Raw genomic sequence first — 25,246 nt, forward strand, 5'->3', positions numbered from 1 at the left:
AAATGGATAAAAATTAATGATCCAACCAAATTGGGAAGTCTTTTCAGCAAAATTTTCAAATAATCAACAGATGACGTTTGAATGGTTTGCTTATTTATTGTTTTGTCGCGAATTTGATTTACCCAAGGGATGGTTTGGATTTAAGAATCAGTCAGGTATTGAAAAAAATCCAATCGAAAGAAGTGATGAGGTTATAGGCTTTCAAGCGAAGTTTTACTTTACAAAACTTTCTAGTCATAAAGATGACTTTTTAGAAATGTTAGAGAAAGCTAAAAGAGATCATCCCTCGCTAACAAAAAAATTGGTATATACAAATCAGTTTTGGGGTGAAGCATACAATAGAGCCGAGCAAAAAATGATGTCTCCACAGGCATTATTAGATATTAACGCTAAAGCTAAAGAATTAATGATTGAGCTTGAATGGCGAGAAGCATCATTTTTTGAATCTGAATTTGTGTGCTTAGAGCATAGCGATTTAGCTAAATACTTCTTTACACAGCAAAAGCTTGAAGGTTGGCAACGCTACGATGATTGGTCAAATACAAAGGATAACGTTGAAGCAGAATATTTAGTTGATGAAGATATTAAAGTTGTTCTACCTAAAGATATTAATAAAAATGAAATGAGTGTGATTGATGGTATCAATGCGATTAGAGAAAAATTATTAGTAGGTGGTACGTCTATAAGATTAGTTGGACTCTCAGGTGTAGGTAAAACTCGTTTAGCTCAAGCTCTTTTCGATGATCGTGTTGGAGTTAATAGTCTAGATATCAAAAATGTTTGGTATTGTGACTTTGGTGATTCGCCTAATCCGCAACCTCAGCATTTTGTTGAAGAGCTAATACAGAAACAGAAGCCCTATATTTTAATTATAGATAATTGCGGGCAAGATACACATGGCAGTCTAACGAAAAAAATTAAAGATACTCAAATTGCATTATTAACTATTGAATATGATGTTCAGGATGATTTACCGGAAAGTACAGAAGTTTATAAATTAAAGCCAAATAGCCCTGAAATTATAAAAAAAGTTATTGAGCATCATTACCCACATATTAATGATTTAAACGCAAGGAAAATTGCTGATTTTTCAGGTGGTAACTATCGATTAGCTTTAGCAATAGCCTCAAATATTGAACGTACTGATAACTTAGCATTACTCACAAGTTCTGAATTATTTGAACGGCTCTTCTGGCAGAGAGGACAGCGTGATGATGAGTTATATAAAGTTGCTCAAAATTTTGCTTTAGTTTATTCCTTTAATTTAGAGGACGTAGGTGAAGAAAATTCTGAATTGGATTGTGTATCGAAATTTGCAAGAGTTGATAGTTATGATGTAATTGAAAGAATTGAAGAGCTGAAAACTAAAGACATTGTTCAACAGCGTGGGATATGGCGTGCTATTTTACCGCATGTCCTAGCTAATCATTTAGCTAAAGAATGTATTTCACGACGTTTGCCGAAGCATCTAGATGAGTTTATACAAAATATGCCTGCACGTTTGCAGATGTCCTGTATTAAACGTTTAAGCTACTTACATGATGTTCCTAAGGTACAAGAATTAGTGAAATTATGGTTTTCTTCTACTGAATGGTTGGGGGGAAAACTGTTAAATGATGAATATGATGCACAAGATTTGGTTAAAATTAGATTACTTACTCATATATCGGTAGATCAAATTTTACAATTACTAGAACAAAAACATAATACTGATCCTAGTTTTTTAACTAGAGAAAATACTCATTTTGTTGAAATTTCTAGATTAGTTAGATCCTTAACTTATCAACCACATAATTTTAAAAAAGCGTCTGAGTTACTCATTTATTTTGCTAAAGATGAAAAAGAAGGTGAAAGAAACAATTCTATTCTAGATTTAGTAACTTCATTATTTAGGCTCTATACATCAGAAACAATGGCTGATTTAGAGCAAAAAAAGGAAGTTCTGACTCAATTACAAAGGAAGCCGGAATACGAGTCGATCCTTTTAGATTGTTTATCTAAAGCGCTCAATTTTGATGATTATGGATTTTTTATAAGAGAATCATTTGAAAGTTCTCAACTAAGTGAATATGGCTATCAGCCGAAGAATCATGATGAAATCTTAGACTGGGTTGAGTTTTTGCTGAGTTTATTAGATGAACTAGATAGTCAAAATGTTAGCAAAGCACGAGAGGTTTTTACTAATAATCTTAAACATGTAATATGGAAATGCGGGAAAGTTGATATTGCTAAAAAATATTTAGAAAGATTCAATCAGAGACTATATTTCCCAGAGGCTCATTCACAATTATTAAATATAATTCAATGGAATCGTGATGAGCTAAAAGCTAAAGCACCAAAATTATTGTCAGATTTGGAGGTTTTAGAGCAAAGCTTAAGACCCCAGAAAAATAATATTTCAGAATTAATTAAATCCTATGTGTTGGTAGATGATCATTATTTATATCGTCTAACTAAAGATAGTAATGAAGATTATGCAATTCCAATCCCAGAATTTGATAATTATGATGAATTAATTAGTTATATATCTGATGAGCTTCAGAATATAGAGATTGTTAAAGCTAATTTTGAAATATTGCTTAATGCAAAAAATGGTTGGCAAGGTGATCAGTATTTGCAAAGATTAGGTGAGGGTTGTGTATTTGCCTTTGAGTTAGCAAATGATTTACTTCAGATTTTAAAAACGATAAGTGTAGATGAAAATTTACATTCTTCTGAGTTTATCGTTGGAATTTTGAATGGCTTTAGAATTAAGAATATCGATCAATATAGAGTTTTGGTTAAAGGTTTGGTCAATGATGATCGATTCAATAAAATAATTGGTATAAGTTTATTTGATAGTTGTAAAACAGACCAAGATTTTGAAATTTTTATTGAATTTTTGGTTACAGGGAAATTTAGTTTAGATCGTGCTTTAAGTTTAGCTTGGTTAAAAAAACATGAAAAAATCTCAAGCAAGCAATTTGAATTAGTTGTTGATGCCCTGATTTCCATTGATGCTCATAAGTTAGTTCAATATGAGCTTATGACAGAATGCCATTTGCAAAATAAATTATCGGTAAAATATCAACCTATTTTATTAAACTATGTCTCTGAATTTATAAGTTCTCAGGATGCTTTCAATTACTTCGAAGATACTTTACTTGTTTTACTAGATTGTGGCGAGTTTTACCAAGCTAAAATATTTAATGATGTTAAAGAGTTTTTTAGTGTTGAATCTTATATTTCATTTCGTCGAGAAGATAAAAAATTTAAATTATTAAAAATGCTGATCGAAAATAATACGGGCAAATTTATTACTGATTTTGTTGAAGATCAAAATTTTATGTCCAAATTTTATCAGAATGACGTAGACAAAGTACTGGCTTATGCAGATGAAAAAGAGGTGCTTGATTGGATTGGTACAGATCAAGAAAAAATAAATTTTTGGGTGGAAAATGCAATGCTATATGTGGATAGCAGAAGAGAGTTAGTTAGTGAGGGAAATGGAGATAATATTGTTTGGAAAAACTTATTGATCATTTTAATTAATATGAGTAATCATAAGTCTAAGCTTATAAATATACTTTTTGAAAATCATATATTGAGAATGAGAGGTGTTTTTTCAGGCTCTTGGTCGCAAGCTATGCAAACTAGGTTGCTGTATATTAGTTCTTTGAAAGATAAAATAATACCGTTCTTTCCTGAACTTGAATCACTTATTGTTTCTAAAGAAAAAGAGTGGTTAGTTGCTATTGATAAACAGGCTAAACAAGATATAGCGAGAGAAAAACAAAGAAGTGAGAAATTTGAATGGTGACAATTATTGCTGCAATTATTGCAGGTTTTTGTGCATTGTTAGCTGCTGTAATTTCTATAAGTAAACATAGGTCGAACCATGTCCGTGAATTTAATAATTCGCTGGAAGAATATGAGATGAAATTTTATAGAAATTATGAGATTCGCGAAATTTATCGAGATAGAGCTGCTGAAAGTTTACTTAATATGAAGGGCGTAAAGGCGAAAATTGTAGATCTCTTTTTCTATGATGAAAAGTTAGAACAAAAAGCGTATCTAGTTACTAAATATAGGTTTTATTTAAAGGTTTCTTCAGATTATTCAGATGTAAAAATTAATAAAGTAAAACTCAACCTTTTCTCGGTATCATTTTTTCTTATCTATAGCCTATTTTTTAGTTATGTATCTTGGCAATTTTTAAATTTTAATAAAATGATCGTCAAATTTAATAACCTATTTGAAAAAGGAGATCTGCTTAGTATTTTGAATTGGATTGTATGGGACTTTATTATTTTGACTATTGCACTATTCTGTATGTTTATGTGTGTGAGAATCCAAGAGTTGCGAATATTAGAAAAATCTAGCTTATATAAAATACTATTTTAAAAAATCCCCTCATTTGAGGGGATTTTTTCAAACTAATTACTGAACAGAATCATCTAAATTTGGCGCTAACCAACGCTTCGCTTCATCTAAAGTCCAGCCTTTACGTTTCGCATAATCCTCAAGCTGATCGCCTGCGATTTTACCCACGTTAAAATATTGGCTTTCAGGGTTAGCATAATAGAAACCGCTGACAGATGAAGGCGGCCACATTGCAAAGCTCGTCGTCAACTGCGTACCAATCTTGTCGGTAGAACCTAACCAGTCAAACAATGGCGCTTTTTCAGAGTGCTCAGGGCAAGCAGGGTAGCCCGGTGCAGGACGGATGCCGACATACTTCTCTTTAATCAATTCTTCATTGCTTAAGGTTTCAGATGCTTGGTTGCCCCAGAACTCTTTACGGATGCGCTCATGCAAATGCTCCGCAAACGCTTCCGCAAAACGGTCACCTAAAGATTGTGCAAGAATTGCAGAGTAGTCATCGCCTTTAGCTTTGTACTCATTGGCCATTTCTTCCGCACCAAAGATGGATACCGTGAAACCGCCCAAGTAGTCTTCTGCGACACCTTTAGGCGCAACAAAGTCCGCTAATGACAAGTTCGGCTTGCCGGTCACTTTGTCAGACTGTTGACGAATGTGATGGAAGGTATGCGTAACCGATTGACCATCTTCGCTATACACTTCAACCGAATCCGCTGCAGAACGGTTAGCAGGGTAAATACCAAACACAGCACGAGCATCAAAACGTTTGTTGTCGATGATGTCTTTTAGCATGGTCTGTGCTTGTTCATACAAGTCAGTTGCTGCTTCACCTACAACTTCATCCGTTAAGATAGCAGGGAATTTACCTGCCAAACTCCAAGAAATGAAGAACGGTGTCCAGTCAAAGTACTCAACTAATGTTTCCAATGGATAATTGGTCAGCGTTTGCGTACCAATAAAGTTTGGCTTCACAGGCGCATTGGCAGCAAAGTCAATTTTTAAGCCATTTTCTACAGATTCAGCATATGTCAGCTTGGCAGCTTTTGGCTGTTTATTGGCAATACGCTCACGGACTTTTTCATATTCAGCACGTGTGTCTTCAACAAATTTAGGCTTCATTTCTTTAGAAAGTAAAGTTGTTGCTACACCCACCGCACGAGATGCATCGGCAACATAAATCACCGCATCATTTGAATATTGCGGATCAATTTTCACTGCCGTATGCGCTTTAGAAGTGGTTGCACCGCCAATCATCAATGGAACATTAAAGCCTTTGCGCTGCATTTCTTTCGCAACAAAAACCATTTCATCCAGTGACGGCGTAATGAGGCCAGAGAGACCAATAATGTCGACTTTCTCATCAATGGCAGTTTGCAGAATCTTCTCGCAAGGCACCATCACGCCAAGGTCGATGATGTCATAGCCATTACAGCCCAGCACTACGCCCACGATATTTTTACCGATGTCATGTACGTCACCTTTCACAGTTGCCATCAGGACTTTACCCTTAGATTGGCCAGCTGTTTTTTCCGCTTCAATGAATGGGTTGAGCCAAGCTACAGCCTGTTTCATGACACGTGCAGATTTCACGACTTGCGGCAGGAACATTTTGCCTGAACCGAACAAATCACCTACCACATTCATGCCGTCCATCAGCGGACCTTCAATCACATCGAGTGGACGTTTAGCTTTCAGGCGTGCTTCTTCAGTATCTTCATCAATAAAGGTGGTGATGCCTTTAACCAAAGCGTGTTCAAGACGTTTTTCAACTGGAAGTTCACGCCATTCCAAGTTTTCAACTTGTTTTTGCGCAGCGCCTTGACCACGGTATTTCTCAGCAACTTCAAGCAGCTTTTCTGTAGCTTCTTGATGGCTTTCACCTTGGTTTTGGTTCAAGATCACATCTTCAACCGCAGCTTTCAGTTCAGCATCAATATCATCATAAATCGCCATTTGACCTGCGTTGACGATACCCATGGTCATGCCTTGCTTGATGGCATGGTACAAGAACACAGAGTGAATCGCTTCACGGACTGGTTCGTTACCACGGAAGGAGAACGATACGTTAGACACACCGCCTGAAATCATCGCATGTGGTAAGTTTTGCTTGATCCAGCCTGTCGCTTCAATAAAGTCCACAGCATAGTTGTTGTGTTCTTCGATACCTGTTGCCACGGCAAACACGTTAGGGTCAAAAATGATGTCTTCAGCAGGGAAGCCCACTTCATTGACCAATACATCATAAGAACGTTTACAGATTTCTTTTTTACGTGCAGCAGTGTCGGCCTGACCATTTTCATCAAATGCCATCACAATCACCGCAGCGCCATACTGACGGCACAAACGCGCTTTTGCAACGAACTCGTCATAGCCTTCTTTTAAGGAAATCGAGTTAACAACTGCTTTACCTTGTACACATTTTAAGCCCGCTTCAATGATTTCCCATTTAGATGAGTCAATCATGATCGGCACACGTGAAATTTCAGGTTCAGAGGCTACAAGATTCAGGAAGTGCACCATTGCGCCTTCTGAATCCAGCATGCCTTCATCCATATTGATGTCGATAATCTGAGCACCGGCTTCAACTTGCTGCTGTGCAACTTCTAAAGCTTCGGCAAAGTTTTCTTCACGGATTAAACGTAGGAATTTTTTAGAACCTGTCACGTTGGTACGTTCACCGACGTTTACAAACAGCGAATCTTCTGTAATGTTGAACGGCTCTAAACCGCTTAAACGGCAAGCAGGCTTAGTTTCTGGCACTTGGCGTGGCTTAATGTCTTTTACGGCATTGGCAATAGCACGGATGTGATCCGGCGTTGTACCGCAGCAGCCGCCAGTGATGTTAATCAAGCCACTTTCTGCAAATTCTTTAATAAAGGCAGCGGTTTGTTCAGGGGTTTCATCATAACCGCCGAAGGCATTTGGTAAGCCAGCGTTCGGATGCGCCGAAACAAAAGTATCGGCAACGTCAGCAATGGTTTTTACATGCGGACGCATGGCATCTGCACCTAGGGCACAGTTAAAGCCAATCGACAATAAATCACCATGACGCACAGAGTTCCAGAACGCTTCAGCAGTTTGGCCAGTTAAAGTTCGGCCAGAGGCATCGGTAATCGTGCCTGAAATCATCAATGGCAATTCGTAGCCAATTTGGTTGAAGACTTCTTTCACTGCAAAAATGGCAGCTTTACAGTTCAAAGTATCAAATACTGTTTCAATTAAAAGAATGTCTGCACCGCCTTCAATCAGGGCATGCGCAGCTTCAATATAGTTTTCTTTTAACTCATCAAAAGTAATGTTACGAAATGCTGGGTCATTTACATTTGGCGAGATCGAGCAAGTACGTGAAGTCGGGCCAAGCACACCTGCTACAAAACGCGGTTTTTCAGGCGTTGAGTATTTTTCACAAGCTGCTTTGGCAATACGCGCTGCTTCACGGTTGATCTCTGATACCAAATCTTCCATGTGGTAGTCAGACATTGAAACTTTTGTGCCGTTAAAGCTGTTGGTTTCAATAATGTCTGCACCAGCATCGAGATAGGCTTCATGAATGCCTTGAATGATTTGCGGCTGAGTCAACACCAATAGGTCATTATTGCCTTTGAGGTCAGATGCCCAATCTGCAAAACGCTCACCACGGTAGTCAGCTTCTTCGAGTTTATGACGCTGAATCATGGTGCCCATTGCACCGTCGATAATCAGAATCCGTTGAGCGAGCAGCTCTTTTAGGGTGGCAAGCGTGGACATAAATAACCCCAATCCGATGGAATATAAAATCGGCAAATATATTAACAGAATTCATTGCAGTTTTATTGATATTCAATCATCTTCACAGCGCGCAATTATTAGCTTGTTGAATTAATGAGCAATATTGCAACTTGATAATTTCATATTCCAATTTCATATAAATGTATGGAAAGCTTCATGAATTTGTCATATTGCTCAGGCAAGATTAAAAAACATCCATTAGGGCTATGCAAAATGACAAAAAAACATGACAGATGAAATATAAGTTGAAACATTGGGTTTTAAAGAAAATAAAGTTTAAATACGCAGATTAAATAACTGATTTACTTTATGAAAGTAGAGTAGGGAAGTCGGTTTTTAACACTTAAAAAAAACAAATAAAGCATGAAAAATTGCTTTATATGACACCGCTTTGTCATATAATTGTCATAATTAAATTGAACAATATGGGGATTTTAAAATCCTCTATTCCTGCCTGCATGAATTCTAAACAAACTCCCGTAGATTCAGCGCACACGTCGACTCCTCAAAAGTCCACGAATGTTCATGTGCCTACACCGAAATTCTTTATGCCGGTATTTTTGACGGTGATTATTTCAACGTTGATTTATATTGGTTTTCAGGTGACTGCCGATTTAGCGCATGTTCCGCCTTTAAGTCTTTATTCAATGATTTTATTGGGCACAGCCTTATTCATCGCACTTGGCTTTGAATTTGTAAATGGTTTCCATGACACTGCAAATGCAGTAGCAACAGTGATTTATACCAACGCCTTGTCAGCACCGGTTGCGGTAATGTGGGCGGGTTTCTGTAACTTCCTAGGCGTAATGGTTGCCAGTGGTGCAGTCGCTTACGGCATTATTGCCTTGTTACCTGTTGAATTGATTATGAATGTCGGTTCAGGTGCTGGCTTTGCCATGGTTTTCGCTATGTTGATCGCAGCGATTTTGTGGAATTTAGGGACTTGGTTCTTGGGCATCCCAGCGTCTAGTTCGCATACTTTGATTGGTTCTATTCTTGGCGTTGGCATCATGAACTACCTGTTAAATGCAGGCGGTGGTGCGAGCGGTGTAGATATGGAGCAGGTGCTTAAAGTCGGTAAGGCGTTATTGTTCTCGCCACTGATTGGTTTTGCATTTGCAGCACTCGTTTTCTTGTTGGTGAAGCGTATTTTCCGCAAACAGCTAGAATTGTTTCAGCCACCAGAAGGCAATAAGCCGCCACCACCACTGATTCGTGCAATTTTGATCTTTACCTGTACAGGTGTAAGTTTTGCGCACGGTTCAAATGATGGTCAAAAAGGTATGGGGCTGATCATGCTGATTTTGATCGGATGTGTGCCATTGGCTTATTCATTGAATAAGAACTTAGATAATCAACATATTCAATCTTTCCATCAGTTATCTGCTCAAACTGCGACTGCGATCTACGCAGAGCATAAGGATATTCCTGATGCACAAGCGCGTGATGTACTCACCAAATACATTCAAACCAAAGAAGTCAGCCCAGAAGTTGTGCCAGCTTTAGCAAGTTTGACCGATCATTTAGGTGAGCGTGTTGCACAGTATGGCGACTTAAAAGATATTCCTGAACAAGAAGTATCTTCGATTCGTAATGACATGTACTTAAGTACTACTGCTTTTAAACGTCTAGATAAAGCTGAGCAACTACCAGCAATGGCAGAAGCTGAACAAAAGACTGTGAAGGAATATCGTAGTCACTTAGACTCGTTCTTACAGTACATTCCAACATGGGTGAAAGTCGCTGTTGCATTGGCACTGGGTCTTGGAACCATGGTGGGTTGGAAACGTATTGTCGTGACTGTAGGTGAGCGTATTGGTAAAAACCACATGACCTATGGTCAGGGTATGTCTGCCGAGCTTGTTGCTATGTCAACGATTGCTGCTGCGGATGGTTTTGGTATGCCTGTATCGACTACACACGTACTTAACTCTGCGGTTGCAGGTACCATGGTCGCGAATAAATCGGGTCTGAACTTTGCAACAGTGAAAACCATTCTATCAGCTTGGGTCTTCACTTTACCTGCAACGATCTGTCTATCAGGTTGCTTGTACTGGTTATTCTTGAAAGTGTTCTAAGCAACTCAAATTCCAGATATAAAAAAACGCTGCTTCGGCAGCGTTTTTTTTATGGCTTTATCTCAGTCATCACCGATTTGAATGGGGTGACTGAGCTGAATTGGAACAGTCAAACTAGCGAGTTGAAGCTTTGCAAAGTTCAACACTTATTTAAACCAACGCAATTATGCTTTTTTAAAAAGCCCCAATACTTTTTTCATGGGCAATTTCTCTTCAGCAAAACCATACAGCGCTGCAAAAGGTAAGGCAGTACGCGCCAAATAAGCCACACGCCATAAGCCACCATGGTTGGCACCATGCATCATGAGTTCTAATGGATGGTCTAGCGCTGTTTCAGGGTTAGCAACCGATTGAGGGTTTCTCAAGTCGTGAATCCATAAAGCCGCCATGAGTGCATTAGTGGTTTCAGGTTGAAACGATTCCACATCAAATAAACTCGCACCATTAAATGCGGCTTTTAATAATGGATTCTTCGTCACTGAGCGGGTCGTGGTGGATGGCGCAATATTGATACTAACCCGCTGACCATTTTGACGTGCGACAGTTGCACGCCATTGTTGGATACGTTTTGCGAGTGCGTAGTTTGGACCTTGTTCTACCACCAGACAGTCAGCAATACCATATGATTTTCCATTGTCTGCTGTGATGGTTTGCTCATTATTTTGCTTAAAGAAGTGCTGACCTGTGACTTTGGCAATACTTTGTGTCAATAGTTTTTGTGCAGAAGCACGGTTTTGGAATTTGGCTTGCGCTGCCGTAACAATCTCTTCTGGAACCGCATAGACATCGGTTGGAGTACACATAAACATCAAGCTGGTGTCGGCTTTTTGTTGGCTGACATAGGCCATGATGCTGTCCATTGCCATTGCAACACGAACATGCTTTTCACCATCTAAATAGGCAATTGCAGCCAGATCTAGTTGATGTTCACTTTGTGCAAGCCATTGTGCAATTTCAGGAATGTGTGTCAGTAAATTGGCGCCCAATTTGTGTTTTAGTTCTTGAATGGATGTGTCTTCATGCAAAGCGTCGAGACTTGGTGCATATAAAGTGGCATTACCGGCCTGAACCGTGCTTAAGATTCGATCCCAAACACGTTCATTATTGAGGTCAATTGCCACAATATTGGCTTTCCATTTTGCTAACCACGTCAGAGGGCCAGCTTCGGAGGCAGCACCAAAAAGCACCATAGTCCGATCTGACAAATCGAACCATTCTGGGTGTGCAATGGCTTCACGTAATGCGTCGGCATGACTTGCTTCAATAATGCCAGCATCTTGCCATTTTTGAATCTGAGCCAGTAAAGCCTCACCTTGAAGTTTTTGACCATGATAGGGCACATACCACTCAGGTGCAGCGTCACTTTCACCTTTTAATTTCACGGTATGCAGCGGATGTGCAGTCAAAGCTACTGCATCTTTGAGCGTATGCTTTTCTTGATCACGATAAAACTCAAAGACTTGATGCGCTTTATTTAAACCTTGCTCAGCAATGTTGATCGCGGCTTCAGATGATTGAATCCCATGTTCAACCAAGGCTTTAAAATATTCAGGATATTTTTTACGCCAGTTTTTTTCTTGTTTTGCACGTACAGAAGAGTGATGGTCAACTGCAGCTAAGGCTTCAGCGATAATTTCACGACCGGTTTTAGATGTACTCGGCTTTTGGTTTGAAGCCGAAATGGGAAATTGAAGACCTTCAGTTGAACTCGACATGCAAAATATCTCAGCTAATTTTGTCATTAATATACAGATGTATACATTATCTATGCCAAATTAAAAAATAGGGTGGCATAAAGTGCCAGATTTATATGATTTGTCATGTGCTTTTGTGAACTTTCGTAGAATATACAGCGTCAATTTTTATTGCCGGAATTGAAAAAGCCTTCGGTTTGAAGGCTTAAAAGAAGAGGGCATTAAATCAGCAACGGCAAATTAACAACGGCCTTTTTTAGCCTGTCCGGGCGGGCAAAAGTCGCCATGTCGATCTGGATAATTATAAGGATAGTGATTACGATCTGGGTCGACCACGATACTGCCTTCACGAGTGTGAACGGCACAAGCACTCAACACGCAGGTCAACAGCAAACTTGAGAACAACAGGACTATTTTCATTGGAATTTTCCCTTTTTATTCTGTGTTATTTCAGTTTAAATCAGGGCAAGGATAGATAGCGTTTCAATCTGCTGTGAAATTGTATAGCTCGATATTTAAAGTGCAGTGTTGTAGATGTGGGAAATTGGCTAAACAAAAGATCAATGGTCATGAGGTTAAACTCTGCATAATAAAAAAGCCTAAACTGAAACGGTTTAGGCTGTCATTTTCAGGTTAAATCCGGCTGATTTTTAGACTTATCCTTTAGAAAGGAACGTTTAATAACTGACTTAAGAAATGTGGAATGAGCTTCGGTTCAAGAATAATCGTCATGATTACACCATACGCTGCGCCCCAAAGGTGTGCGCTGTGGTTAATGTTGCTGTTGCCACGTTTACCTGACCAGATACTATAAGCCACATACAGCACGGCAAAAATAATCGCAGGAACAGGAATAAAGAATACAAAGATCAGTTTCCACGGTTCAAACAGAATATACGCAAAGAGTACCGCAGACACCGCCCCAGAAGCCCCTAAACTTGCCCAATGGGTATCATGCTTATGTTTTAAATAACTCGGAATAATCGCCGCGATCAAGCCGCCTAAATAAAACAGCACAAAGCCCATGTCGAAGAAATATTGGCGATAAAAACTTTCAATCACGCTACCAAAGAAAAATAAGGTAATCATGTTGAACAATAGGTGCGCGCCATCTGCGTGAATAAAACCATGGCTAATAAATCGGTCATACTCGCCACGACTGAGGGCTGGCGGCCAAAATAACAAACGATTCATCACTTTCTGATTTGAAAATGCAATCAGTGAAATCACCACCGTAATTAGGATAATGGTCACGGTGTGGTTAAAGGGTAGACCCAACATATATGACTATTCTACTTGTTAAAATTTATGCTCAATAATGCCATTAAAACGGCTTAAAGCGTGAACTTTCAGAATAATTCCGACAATTTTAGTTGATTTTTTTCTAATGCCCCGCATCTTAAGTTAAAATAGCGACTTCAGCTTGAGGAAATATTGTAATGTCGACTGAGAACAACAGCACAGCAGTTGCTGAAGAAATTCCAAACCTATTGATCACTCCAAATGCCCAAGAGTATTTGAAAGATCTTTTGGATAAACAAAATACACCGGGCATTGGTGTACGTGTTTTTGTGGAAAATCCGGGTACGCCACGTGCTGAATGTTGTATGGCTTACAGTGCACCAGAAGAAGTTGTGCCTACAGACTATAAACAAGACTATCCAGATTTCCCTGCATTTATTGACACACCGTCTATTCCATATCTTTTGGATGCGGTGATTGACTATAACAAAGACCGTTTTGGTGGTCAGTTAACTTTCCGTGCACCAAACTCAAAAGTGCCACGTGTGGGTCCAGATGCCTCTGTAGAAGAGCGTATCACTTATGTTCTACAGTCAGAAATTAACCCTGGCCTTGCAGGTCATGGTGGTAACTGTGCACTGGTAGAAGTGGTTGAAGATGCAGAACATGGTTTAACTGCAGTGCTTAAATTCGGTGGTGGTTGTCAAGGTTGTTCTTCAATCGATTTAACCTTGAAACAAGGTGTTGAAACAACATTGAAGCAGCATGTACCTGAGTTAATGCGTGTTGTTGACCAAACGGATCACAGTAATACTGAAGGTGCTTATTTCAAATAAGTTCAGTATTTTTATAAAAAGCCGCAACCTTGCGGCTTTTTTATTGTCTAAATCAAAAAAACGAAGATTTTTAGATATTTCTAGGGTTTTTACATCAAAATGATAAGCTATATCACAAATATAAGTGAGAATGATTATTAAAATTAATTGCAATATTGTTTGTGGTGGTTACAATGTGCAACACATTATTCTAGATTTCTCCATAAATACGTTTATTTGGAAGCACTCAATGACCAAACAACTATTAAAATCAACGCTTACACTTTCAATACTCTGTGCATTGGTAAGTTTGACGCATGCAAAAGATGTGCACACTGAAGCATCAGATGAATCCGTAACGAAGATGGAAACCATTGTTGTTACTGCAGCAGAACAAGTTAAACAATCATTAGGTGCTTCAAAAATTACGGCAGAAGATTTAGAAAAAATGCCGGTTGTGAATGATATTTCAGAGTATGTGCGCCGTATGCCGGGTGTGAATTTGACTGGTAACAGTGCCACAGGCCAACGTGGTAATAACCGTCAGATTGATATCCGTGGTATGGGGCCTGAAAACACGTTGATCTTAATTGATGGCAAGCCTGTAAATTCGAGAAACTCAGTACGTTATGGCTGGCGTGGTGAGCGTGATACACGTGGTGATTCGAACTGGGTACCTGCAGATGCTATTGAGTCGATTGAAGTACTGCGAGGTCCAGCTGCAGCACGTTATGGTTCAGGTGCGATGGGTGGTGTGGTCAATATTAAAACCAAGAAAGTGACCAACGACGTGCATGGCTCTGTGGAGGTTTTTACCAATCAGCCTGAAGATGCTAAAGAGGGCGCAAGTCACCGTGAAAGCTTTAACTTAAGCGGGCCAATTCTTAAAGATGTCCTTTCATATCGTTTATACGGTAGTTATAACAAAACCGATTCAGATGCTGCGGATATTAATGCTCTAATGGATAATGGTGCGCGTATGGCGGGTCGAGAAGGCGTTGAAAATAAAGATATCGCAGGGCGCTTGGCTTGGCAGTTGAACGATCAACAAGTCTTGATGTTTGACGCAAGTGTTGGCCGCCAAGGTAACCGTTTTGCAGGTGACAGTCAAAACAGTGTATTTGATCCAGCGGATCCAAATAAAGCGCCAATCTTATCGGCTTTAATCGGTGAAGAAACCAATACCATTTATCGTGATAGTTTTGCATTAACCCATGAAGGTACGTGGGGTTGGGGTGACAGTAAAATCATAGCGCAATATGACAAAACCAAAAATAAGCGCTTACCTGAAGGTACAGGCGGTAGTACAGAGGGACAGATTAATAATCTTGAAAATAAACAAACGTCACATCTAGAAACCGTTCGTCTTAATGCAGAAACCAATCTGCCGTTCCAATGGTATGTTCCACAGGTATTAACTTTAGGCGCTGAATGGGTTGAAGATGACTTTACCGATACGGTTAATACACAAGCTGGCGCAGGCGGTTTTGGTGATGTGCTGACTTCAGGTGACCGTTCACACATGGATTCACGGATTGCGTCGGCCTATATTGAAAACAATATGAATTTGGGCGAGAGCACCGATGTCGTTTTGGCACTACGCTATGATAATCATAGTAAATCGGGTGATAGCTGGAGTCCAAGTCTCAATATTACGCAAAAGCTTGGCGACTATTGGACATTAAAAGGTGGTGTGGCTAAGGCGTATAAAGCACCCAATATGTACCAAAATGCGGAAGGTTATCTGTTAAGCACTCGCGGTAATGGCTGTCCGATTGGGCTGAGCCAATGTCTATTACAAGGTAATGGCGATCTCAAACCTGAAACTTCAGTGAATAAAGAATTAGGTGTACAGTTTGAAAAAGACATCGTAAATGCAAGCTTTGCATGGTTCCGTAATGATTATAAAAATAAGATCGTTGCAGGGGATACACGTCTAGAAGAACTAGAAGTAAATGGAACAACATATAATGTACTGCGTTGGATGAATACGCCAGAAGCCTTGGTGGAAGGTGTTGAAGGAAGTATTTCTTTGGACTGGGGTGATATCACGTGGACCAATAACGTCACCTATATGATCAACTCTGAAGATAAACGTACTGGCAATCCACTTTCAGTGATTCCAAATTACACCATAAACTCTATTTTGAACTACAACATCACGGATCGATTAGACAGTAACTTTGTCTATACCCAATATGGTCGTCAAAAACCACGTCAATATGCAGAAACCAGTCTTGAAAGCAAAAATGGCTTGGCGATGGATAGCGTGAAAAGTTATGGCATTGCAGGCATTAACTTTGGTTATAAATTTAATGCGGCTTTAAGTGCTCGTATCGGTGTGAATAACCTATTTGATGAGCAAAAACTGCGTGATAAAACGGTCAACCAAACATATAACGAGCCGGGTCGAGCTTATTATGCAAGTTTGAAATACCAGTTCTAAGTATGTCCAAAAGAAAAGCCGCTTAACGCGGCTTTTTTTATGTTGGGATATTTAAAATTTTCAGTGCTTCACTTGAGTAGTAGAATTGTTCTAAATAGAGACGTGAACGCTCACGCAAATAACCCGACTCAATCATTTGTTGAACGATAGGATTGAGTAAGTTTTGAAGTTCATGCTGAATCAGTGCTTCATCAATATTTAAATCACGTAGCAATAAATCAAAAGGGCGTTCTGCATTGCGCACGTACCAAGCGTATACGCCATCATGCACTTGCTGTTTCATATACTCAGACTGTCGCATAAAGTCCCAAATTTCATGACCCATGGCAACTGTTTGCGGCAAGTCCTGAACTTCAACATAGTTCTTTAATACCGAAACTGGCAGCGCTTTAATTTTATGCCACAAATTGGCTTGGAAATGGTAAAGCTTATGATCATCAAAGTGCTGATTTAACACGGTTTCACTCATTTGACTGAGCTTTAAAATATTCTTTTGCAAGTATTTGCTGACCGCATTATCTAAATTGGTATCAGTGACATTTTCCAGTACCGATTTCCCCATTTTCATAAATCGTGAAACACCGGGTACCGATTTTGCAATCACTGAGTTGTCTAAATAATCTTGTATCGCATGTTGAATCAACTGACTGATCATGGCTGAAAATGCAGGATTGTTGACCATGGTATGAATTAAACGCTGACGATGTCCTTGTTTACTTGCCACATACTGCGCAATTTTATCGATGGTCAACACAGGAATGATTTCGGCAATTGTAGTGCTGTCATTTGCAGGGTGAATCAGTGCAAATTTGATATGTTCAGCAATTTGCTCAATCAGAAATTGACTTGCAGGAGTATTTAAAATTTGTTTTTGCAACAAGGCATTGATTTGATCAAAACTCCAAATCTGCTGCAAAGATTGTTTACGAAACCATTGATAAAAATGGGTGAATTCAGTGGCTACGGTATCATTGTGTGAAAAGCTCTGATCTAAAAAGTTCAGTTGAGCGTCAATCAACTGCTCAATCATCGGGTTTTTCTGCATACTTTCCCTGAAGTCCCAGTGATGGGGATCTAAAAATGGCGAATGCTCAGTTTAACTGAATCAGTTTATCTACCAAAGGGTTTTTAAACTTTTGACTTTTCGCAAGGAAAGGTAAGTAATGGTCTGCAACTTGTTGTTCGGCTTCTAAGATTGGCATATGACCGACGTTATTTAAAATTACAGGGGTTTCTGCACGTTTCAGTAACGACTTGAGTTCGCCAGCCACTTCAACATTAAAGATTTTATCTTGTTTGCCCCAAAGGATCAGGGTTGGTGCTTCCACCGTTCGTGTTAATCGAGCAAAAGTTTCAGGGGTGTAGATTCGATTGAGTGTGACGACTTGATCGATCATTTTACTGGTGAAGGGCGCACGCGCAATTAAGATATTTTCCTGCGCTTCTTTAAGCTGTGTTGGAACATTGGGCGGATTTTGCATGAGTTTATGCATAACATCATCTAAATCACCCGGTTTTGAAACGATTAAATTTTTAAGTTTATACGGGTCGCGGGTATAACTGGTATTGGCCTGTTTATAAATGCCCGCGCTGTTGAGTAAAAATAGGCTTTGGGTATCAAAGGGATATTGAGAGGCATATACCGTGGCAATGGAACCACCCAATGAGTGACCTGCGACATTCAGTTTATCTTCAATATCTATTTTAAGGACAAACTGGCGTAGTTGTTCCGTGACATTCGGCACTGAGACATCAAAATCGACCGGCACATGCGTATCGCCATTGGCCGGTAGGTCGGGGATAATCACGTGATAGTTCGGTGTTAAATAATGCGCAACACGATTCCAATTATCACGTGTGCCACCTAAACCATGAATCAGCAAGATGGTAGGTTTAGAGCGTTGACCGCCTTCGCTATAACTCCAATTCACATTCCCGACTTGAACACTGTGTGTGACTAAACCAGCCGCTTTACGCTCTTGGCTCAAATAGTTTTGCACGATAGAGGGTACAGCCAGGTTTTTGCTGATGGGAGACGGATTTGCAGCCAAAGTGTTGTTGGCAGTAAACGTCATACAGCAAATTGTTGCTAGCTTGAAAAAGCCAAAAATGCGTGAATGATGTCCTTTCATTGACGTTTACCCCAGTTAAATCGAATCGATATATTTTTTAGATCATTTATATGACTATTATCAGAATGGGCTGAAATAGCGAAAGCGTATATTTATGAAATATATTGTAAATTAAAAATGACCTTTGTCATCCATTGCTTTTTTGACGTGGTTAAACTTGCGTTTTAATAATGTGAACCATTACAGAAAAAATAATTTTTTTTGATGAATGTGGAGTAGCATTTTCTATCAAGATGCATCGTCGTAGAAAAAATTCACAGCAATTGTTTTTGCAAGTGACAATCGATTCGACTGGGATTAAAATATTGCAACTTCGGATAAGGGTAATTAGAACATGCTAGCAGCAGCAGAAGCTTTAGATCGTTTAAAGAAAGGGAATCAACGTTTTGTAAACGGTGAAACGAATCACCCGAAGCTTTTGACGCATCAACAACGTGCTGAAATGGCCGAAAGCCAAGAACCTTTTGCGATTATTTTAGGGTGTTCAGACTCACGTGTTCCTGCTGAAATGGTATTTGACCAAGGCTTAGGCGATTTATTCGTGATTCGTGTTGCAGGTAATATTGTGGCACCGTCTCAAGTCGGTAGCGTGGAATTTGCAGCAGAAAGTTTTGGATGTCCTGTGGTCATTGTATTGGGTCATACACACTGTGGCGCGATTCATTCTACGATTGAAGCTTTAACTAACCCTGCGACACCGCCATCAGCAAATTTGATGTCGATTGTGAACCGCGTTCGTCCATCTGTAGAAATACTCATGCAAACTGAATTGAAAGATGACCTCGAAAAACTTTCAATGCATGCAGTACGTTCAAACGTTTTTGCATCAGTAAATCAACTGCGTCATGGTTCAGCAGTCCTCGAAAACTTAATTGCGCAAGGCAAACTAAAAGTGGTGGGCGCTGAGTATTCACTCGAAACGGGTGAAGTAAGCTTCTACGATTTCTAAGCAAACTACAGTAAATACAAGATTTAAAAAAGGCGCTCAAATGAAGCGCCTTTTTTAACGAATCCATTTTCACCAACTAAATTTATAAACTTGCTTTGATCAATGGATAAGCATTGTTCAGCAAAATTGTTTGCGCTTTGGCATTCGGGTGAATCTGATCTTGTTGCATTAAGTTTTTATGTCCCGCAACCCCTTGCATAAAGAAAGGCAATAATTTGACTTTGTACTGTTTGCTCAGCACTTGATAGTTATTTTCAAAAGCTTGGCTATATGCCTTGCCATAATTCGGTGGAATTTTCATTCCAAATAAAATGACTTTCGATTTGGCCTGTTGGCTTTTTTGAATCAGCTGCGCTAAGTTTTTTTGAATTTGTGCAGGGGGCTGTCCGCGTAAACCATCATTACCACCTAATTCAATCACCACAAGGTCTGGACGATGAGTTTGCAACAGTTTAGGCAGTCGTGCCAAAGCTCCACTGGTGGTTTCACCGCTGACACTTGCATTGACCACTTTATGTTGTTTCGGATACTGTTGGTCTAGACGTTTTTGTAATAAGTGGACCCAACCTTGCTGCACTGAAACACCGTAACCTGCACTTAAGCTATCGCCCAAAATCATTATGGTTTTGGCAGAGAGCAGCATCGGGCAGAACATCAGTGCAATAGCCAGCAAGTAACTCAATAGACGATTATTTTGAATGCGATTTTGCATATAGGGAAGATATGACCCAACTCACGACAGATGTTGACATCATGCCACAGGCGATTATTTCTGCACAGCAATTGACACAAAAGATACAACTTCCACAAAAACAGTTATCGATCTTTGAACAACTCGATCTTGAAATATTTGCAGGGGAACAAGTTGCGATCACTGGTCGTTCTGGTTCAGGTAAATCCACCTTGTTGGGGATTTTAGCGACACTAGATCAGGCCAGTTCGGGACAATTACGGGTCTGTGGTCAGGACATTCATTTATTAAATGAAGAACAGCGTGCTCAAGTCCGTTTGGCTCATATTGGTTTTGTCTTTCAGTCTTTCCAGTTGTTGCCACATTTAACAGCCTTGGAAAATGTCATGCTGCCGCTACGGCTACAAGCAAATTTTCAGGTCAAAGCTGCCGAAGAAAAAGCATTAAAATTATTAGCAAAGGTCGGACTAGAACGCCAAGCGCATCAAGCTCCCAAAGTTTTATCGGGTGGTGAGCAGCAACGGGTTGCGATTGCCCGTGCTTTGGTGAGTGAACCCGATCTGATCTTTGCAGATGAACCGACAGGTAATTTAGACAGTGCAACGGCACAGGAAATTGAACAACTGTTATTTCAGTTAAATCGTGAAATGGGAACCACTTTGGTATTGGTGACGCATGATGCCGATTTGGCCCGTCAATGTCAGCGCCATTTTGAATTGGTCAATGGTCAATTGATTGAGCATCGAACAGGAGATGCTGCATGAATCTTTTGGCATTGTTTCGACCACTCTTACAGCTGAGTTTTAAAACCACGGGTGTGTATTTATTATTGATCGCACTGACTTTGGCGATCAGTGCCACCACTGCTTTAAAGTTTAGCAATGTACAAATTCAAAATGCTGTAGCGCTACAAGCTGCTGAAATGTTGGCAGCAGACTTGGTGCTGACAGCCAATGAACCAATTCCACAAGAGTGGCAACAACAAGCCAAAGCACAGCAATTAAAACAATCCAATGTCACGCTATTTAGCAGCATGGCGCATACTGATCAGCAATTTGTCATGGTCAATGTCAAAGCCGTTGATGCTGCATTTCCATTAAGAGGTGAACTCGAAACAGAACCGAAACTAAACCGTTCCATACAAGCAGGTGAGGTCTGGTTAAGTCCTCGTGCCATGGATTTATTGGGTGTAAAGGTTGGAGATCAGATCAATATTGCCGATGCTGCTTTTCAAGTCAGTGCCAAAATCATTCATGATACCAATCAAGAGCTTGGCTTCAGTGGTTTTTCACCGACGGTTATGATTGCGCAGTCTGAGGTGGCGAGAACCAATGCCATCCAAGTCGGGAGTCGGATTGAATATCGCCTGTTAATGGCTGGAGATGCACAAAATACCCAGCGCTTTGAAAAACTGTATAAGCAAAAATTTGGTGATCAAAGCGAAAACCGTACTGCTAAATCAGATCATGCGCAGGTTCAGGATGCAGCTCAAAGCAGTTTAAAAATGAGAAATGCCAGTGAAGGCAATACCCGCTTGATGAAGCCGATTGCCAACCTAGAAACGTTTTTACAACTTGCGAATATTTTAACCATTCTACTTTGTGGTATCGCCATCGCATTAACCAGTCAGCGCTATGTCCAACAAAATCAGGATGCCATTGCACTGATGCGCTGTATTGGGTCGACCAAACAGCAAATATTAAGTGCTTATTTGGCTTTACTGTTGGTTGTACTCGGGCTTTCAATCCTGTTTGGAAGTTTGATTGGTCTGGGATTGGGGTTTGGCTTATTGCAACTGATGCTACAGCTGATTCCAAATTTACAATTAGAGTTTTCAGCCCTGTCTATGCTGCTTGGCCCGCTTCCAATTGCAATATTCACCAGTGCGATTGTGCTATTAGGATTTGTTCTTCCAAGTCTTTGGCAATTATTAGGGACACCGCCAGCACGGGTGATACGACAACAAGAGCGTTCTGTACGTTCCATGCTTTGGATGCTCAGTTTCGGCACACTCAGTTTGGTGGTGTTTTGTGTGGTATTAACTGAAAATTTACAACTCACCCTGTGGCTGATTTGCGCCATCATCTTCCTGTGTGTTGGCCTATATATGATGGTCTGGCTCAGTTTAAAGGCCTTGAAAAGTTGGGGGAGGAAAATCTCAGCATATATACGTACACCGTATCAAACGGCATTTCAAATTACTGCATTGGCATTAGGGCTAAGTCTGATCACGGTTTTAGCGGTATTGCGCACGGATTTGCTGGAACGTTGGCAACAACAATTACCACAAGGAACACCTAACCAATTTGTCTATGGATTACCGCCATTTGAGTTACAGGATTTTAATCAACAACTCAGGCTGCATGGTTGGCAAGGGACGCCGATGTACCCGAATATTCGTGGACGATTAGTTGCCAAAAATGATCTCCCTTTTTCGGATGCCTTAATTAAAAGCAATAATTCATTACGCCGTGAATTGAATCTCACACAGGCTGCAACTTTTCCAAAAGATAATCAAATCATCGCGGGCAATCAGCAGTTTCAACAGGTCAATGAAGTATCGGTAGAAGTGAAAACTGCACAAGAACTGGGTATTCAAATTGGAGATCGATTGAGTTTTAGCCTTCCTGAAGGGATTTTACAAGCCAAGGTGATCAACCTTCGCAGTGTGGAGTGGGAAAGCTTTAGTCCAAACTTCTTCTTTATTTTTTCTCCCAAAACCATGGATGAAAATGCAGGCAGCTATTTGGGGAGTTTCTATGTTCCACCACAAGATAAAAATCAGTTAATTGATCTAATTCAGCAGTTTTCGAATACCGTGTTTATTGATGTCAGTCTGATTTTGGATGAGATCAAACGCATCGTCAGCGTATTGGTTCAGATTATTACTATCTTGGCGCTATTGGTCAGTATTTCAGGCATTTTGGTCTTGATCGCATGTTTGAACTTATTTATGGATGAACGCAAAAAAGAAGTGGCATTACTGCGTTCCTTCGGCAGTTCCAAGCAAAAATTAAAGTCGATGCTCAGTTTGGAAGTGGGTTTGATGGGGCTAATTTCGGGTGTTGTGGCATGTATTTTTGCTGAAGTGATCAGTGCGATTGTCAGTTATAAAATGGAACTGACCATCCAGCTACATGCAGAGATTTGGTTGATCCTCCCACTGGTAATGACCATAGTCTGTACATTGATCGGTCGTTATCGCTTAAGTTATCTTTGCGACATCCCACCCTTAGAAAGCTTACGTGAACTAAATAGTTAAGGGGGGAGATGGTTAACAGCCGAGCAAGTTAAGAGTGGAGCACGAACCCAGTGCGTAGTTCAGGTTTAGACATGATTTGATGTGTTTTCAACATATCCGTGTTGATAGCCACAGGGTTCATTCCACTGTTTAACGTGCTGCGAGAGATTGCTTCATCAGCAGGATAAAGTGTTCCCAAAGCGGTAATATCGGTTGGATTAATTGTTGGCAATGTAGATAAAACAGATAGCATCCGACTGCCGCGGCGATTAGACCGATCATTTGAATGATTAGGGATTGATGTACTTTTTGTCCCACATACCAAATGAAAGTCAACGCAGCCCCCATCAACATGCCGCCAATATGCGCGGCATTATTAATTCCACTGATCATAAAGCCCATCGCGAGGTTAATCCCCATCACCATCAATAAGGTTTTTTTATCCAAATAAAATTGCTGTTTAGGTAACATGGGGAGCAGCGAAATAATCGTCAGCGCTGCACCGAGACCCATCACTGCACCCGATGCGCCTGCACCAATACTCGGGAAAAGCTGCTGATTGGCTGCACCTTCGGCCAATAATGCATAGCTGTCTTGAATGGTTAAATACCCACTCAACAAACTTCCCATCAGTCCGGCTAAAACATACAGGCCAAGGAAGTAGAAACGACCTAACATTTGCTCGGCAACACTGCCAAAAATATACAAAGCCCACATATTCAACATCAGGTGAATCAGGCCAAAATGAAAAAACATACTGCTGAATAAGCGGATGGGTTCCTCTAAAAAGGTTAAAGGTGCATAATCAGCACCCCAACGCAAAGCATCCAGTGTGTCGGGTTGGCTAACGTTCATTCCATGCAGCACTTGCCAGCCAAAGAGTCCAACATTGATGGTAATTAAGAGTGCCGTGATCCACCACAGTTGGATTTGCAGCTTATGGGTTGATACAGCAGGAGGGCTGAGTTCAGACATGCTATTCTTGTACTGTGTCAAAATATTTAAAAATAAGCTTAACATGAAAAAACAGAATTTCTGGAGTAACACACTGACATGAAAGCCTTTATTGTTCGTACATTGTTAATTCTTGTCAGTCTTGTGCTTTTGGTACAGCTTTGGATCTTTGGTAGTCTGGTGTGGTGGCGTACACATCCTGTGGAATCGACGATGATGATGCGATTAGATTATTGGTCAGAGCCGTCTAAACCGATTAAGCATGAATGGCGTGATTACGACCAAATCAGTGATTATGTTAAACATGCTGTTGTTGCCGCAGAAGATGGCAAATTTTTACAACACAAAGGTTTTGATTGGGAAGGCATGCAAAATGCTTTAGAGCGCAATAAAGATAAAGGCAGAGTAGTCGCAGGTGGGTCTACCATTTCTCAGCAATTGGCAAAAAACTTATTTTTATATAACAAGCGTTCATTTATCCGAAAAGGACAGGAAGCCGTTGCAACATGGATGATGGAACGCATGTGGACGAAGCAACGCATTTTAGAGGTATATCTCAACTCGGTTGAGTTTGGGGACAACATCTATGGTGTAGAAGCTGCAACACAGCACTATTTTGGTAAAAGTTCACGGAGTTTGAGCCGAGAGCAAGCGGCATTTATTGCAGCAATTTTACCCAATCCAAAATATTATGATGAAAATCGACAAGATCGTAAGCTAAATTATCGTAAGCGCATGATCCAAAAATATATGCGTTATAGCCATATCCCAGATTAAGAACGATCTAAACACTCGTCAAATGGCATGGCAGTGATTTGAATTACAACAAAAAGCTCATATTAATGGGCTTTTTTTATGAAATTGTCACAAATTT

17 protein-coding genes are annotated in these 25,246 nt (G+C 40.1%); 9 read left to right on the forward strand and 8 right to left on the reverse strand.

Annotation, left to right across the window (positions count from 1 at the left end; all coding sequences use genetic code 11):
- The first annotated feature begins 16 nt into the window (after positions 1-16).
- Positions 17-3,799: a hypothetical protein gene (locus tag FTU02_RS12625; RefSeq protein ID WP_180157416.1), complete on the forward strand. Its 3,783-nt coding sequence runs from the start codon at positions 17-19 to the stop codon at positions 3,797-3,799.
- Positions 3,793-4,383, forward strand: a complete 591-nt coding sequence (locus tag FTU02_RS12630) for a hypothetical protein (protein ID WP_111884445.1) — start codon at positions 3,793-3,795, stop codon at positions 4,381-4,383. Before FTU02_RS12625 ends, FTU02_RS12630 begins: the two co-directional genes overlap by 7 nt.
- A 36-nt stretch (positions 4,384-4,419) precedes the next feature.
- On the opposite strand, the gene metH is transcribed toward FTU02_RS12630, so the two are convergent.
- Positions 4,420-8,109: a methionine synthase gene (metH, locus tag FTU02_RS12635; protein WP_180157418.1), complete on the reverse strand. Its 3,690-nt coding sequence runs from the start codon at positions 8,107-8,109 to the stop codon at positions 4,420-4,422.
- 479 nt (positions 8,110-8,588) lie between these two features.
- Here metH and FTU02_RS12640 point away from each other — a divergent pair, with 479 nt between their 5' ends.
- Positions 8,589-10,208 carry an inorganic phosphate transporter gene (locus tag FTU02_RS12640; RefSeq protein WP_180035527.1) on the forward strand — a complete coding sequence of 540 codons (1,620 nt, stop codon included), beginning with the start codon at positions 8,589-8,591 and terminating at the stop codon, positions 10,206-10,208.
- A gap of 164 nt (positions 10,209-10,372) precedes the next feature.
- Here the strand turns inward: FTU02_RS12640 and FTU02_RS12645 are convergent, their stop codons facing one another.
- The 3 genes from FTU02_RS12645 to FTU02_RS12655 all read right to left on the reverse strand — a co-directional run bounded on the left by FTU02_RS12645 (position 10,373) and on the right by FTU02_RS12655 (position 13,183).
- Positions 10,373-11,923 (reverse strand): hypothetical protein, encoded by a 1,551-nt coding sequence (locus FTU02_RS12645; RefSeq protein ID WP_180157420.1) that lies wholly within the window; start codon positions 11,921-11,923, stop codon positions 10,373-10,375.
- Positions 11,924-12,142: 219 nt separating this feature from the next.
- Positions 12,143-12,322: a hypothetical protein gene (locus FTU02_RS12650; protein WP_078189949.1), complete on the reverse strand. Its 180-nt coding sequence runs from the start codon at positions 12,320-12,322 to the stop codon at positions 12,143-12,145.
- A 243-nt stretch (positions 12,323-12,565) separates the two neighbouring features.
- Positions 12,566-13,183, reverse strand: coding sequence for a rhomboid family intramembrane serine protease (locus FTU02_RS12655; protein WP_111884441.1), 618 nt, complete (start codon positions 13,181-13,183; stop codon positions 12,566-12,568).
- A gap of 158 nt (positions 13,184-13,341) precedes the next feature.
- Between FTU02_RS12655 and nfuA the strand changes: the two genes are divergently transcribed.
- Positions 13,342-13,980, forward strand: coding sequence for a Fe-S biogenesis protein NfuA (gene nfuA / locus FTU02_RS12660; protein WP_078189947.1), 639 nt, complete (start codon positions 13,342-13,344; stop codon positions 13,978-13,980).
- A 229-nt stretch (positions 13,981-14,209) separates the two neighbouring features.
- Positions 14,210-16,405, forward strand: a complete 2,196-nt coding sequence (locus FTU02_RS12665; protein ID WP_180157422.1) for a TonB-dependent siderophore receptor — start codon at positions 14,210-14,212, stop codon at positions 16,403-16,405.
- Between the two features lie 37 nt (positions 16,406-16,442).
- On the opposite strand, the gene FTU02_RS12670 is transcribed toward FTU02_RS12665, so the two are convergent.
- Both FTU02_RS12670 and FTU02_RS12675 read right to left on the reverse strand, forming a co-directional pair.
- Positions 16,443-17,450 (reverse strand): hypothetical protein, encoded by a 1,008-nt coding sequence (locus FTU02_RS12670; RefSeq protein ID WP_180024089.1) that lies wholly within the window; start codon positions 17,448-17,450, stop codon positions 16,443-16,445.
- A gap of 46 nt (positions 17,451-17,496) precedes the next feature.
- Entirely contained in the window at positions 17,497-18,537 is a 1,041-nt protein-coding gene (locus FTU02_RS12675) for an alpha/beta fold hydrolase (RefSeq protein ID WP_373683073.1), read from the reverse strand.
- A 334-nt stretch (positions 18,538-18,871) separates the two neighbouring features.
- On the opposite strand from FTU02_RS12675, the gene FTU02_RS12680 reads away from it, so the two are divergent.
- Positions 18,872-19,486: a carbonic anhydrase gene (locus tag FTU02_RS12680; protein ID WP_078189941.1), complete on the forward strand. Its 615-nt coding sequence runs from the start codon at positions 18,872-18,874 to the stop codon at positions 19,484-19,486.
- 82 nt (positions 19,487-19,568) lie between these two features.
- On the opposite strand, the gene FTU02_RS12685 is transcribed toward FTU02_RS12680, so the two are convergent.
- Positions 19,569-20,198 carry an arylesterase gene (locus FTU02_RS12685; protein ID WP_180133809.1) on the reverse strand — a complete coding sequence of 210 codons (630 nt, stop codon included), beginning with the start codon at positions 20,196-20,198 and terminating at the stop codon, positions 19,569-19,571.
- Positions 20,199-20,209: 11 nt separating this feature from the next.
- Between FTU02_RS12685 and FTU02_RS12690 the strand changes: the two genes are divergently transcribed.
- Together FTU02_RS12690 and FTU02_RS12695 are read left to right on the forward strand one after the other, a co-directional pair.
- A complete protein-coding gene (locus tag FTU02_RS12690) occupies positions 20,210-20,941 on the forward strand; it encodes an ABC transporter ATP-binding protein (protein WP_111884437.1) in 732 nt (243 codons plus the stop codon).
- Positions 20,938-23,439 carry an ABC transporter permease gene (locus FTU02_RS12695; RefSeq protein WP_180157424.1) on the forward strand — a complete coding sequence of 834 codons (2,502 nt, stop codon included), beginning with the start codon at positions 20,938-20,940 and terminating at the stop codon, positions 23,437-23,439. Before FTU02_RS12690 ends, FTU02_RS12695 begins: the two co-directional genes overlap by 4 nt.
- 129 nt (positions 23,440-23,568) lie before the next feature.
- Here FTU02_RS12695 and FTU02_RS12700 read toward each other — a convergent pair whose 3' ends face one another.
- Positions 23,569-24,393 (reverse strand): rhomboid family intramembrane serine protease, encoded by an 825-nt coding sequence (locus FTU02_RS12700; protein WP_180157426.1) that lies wholly within the window; start codon positions 24,391-24,393, stop codon positions 23,569-23,571.
- Between the two features lie 78 nt (positions 24,394-24,471).
- Here FTU02_RS12700 and mtgA point away from each other — a divergent pair, with 78 nt between their 5' ends.
- Positions 24,472-25,149: a monofunctional biosynthetic peptidoglycan transglycosylase gene (mtgA, locus tag FTU02_RS12705; RefSeq protein WP_180122191.1), complete on the forward strand. Its 678-nt coding sequence runs from the start codon at positions 24,472-24,474 to the stop codon at positions 25,147-25,149.
- Positions 25,150-25,246: the final 97 nt, after the last annotated feature.

The organism is Acinetobacter sp. YH12045 (assembly GCF_013419925.1).
Lineage (GTDB): Bacteria > Pseudomonadota > Gammaproteobacteria > Pseudomonadales > Moraxellaceae > Acinetobacter > Acinetobacter amyesii.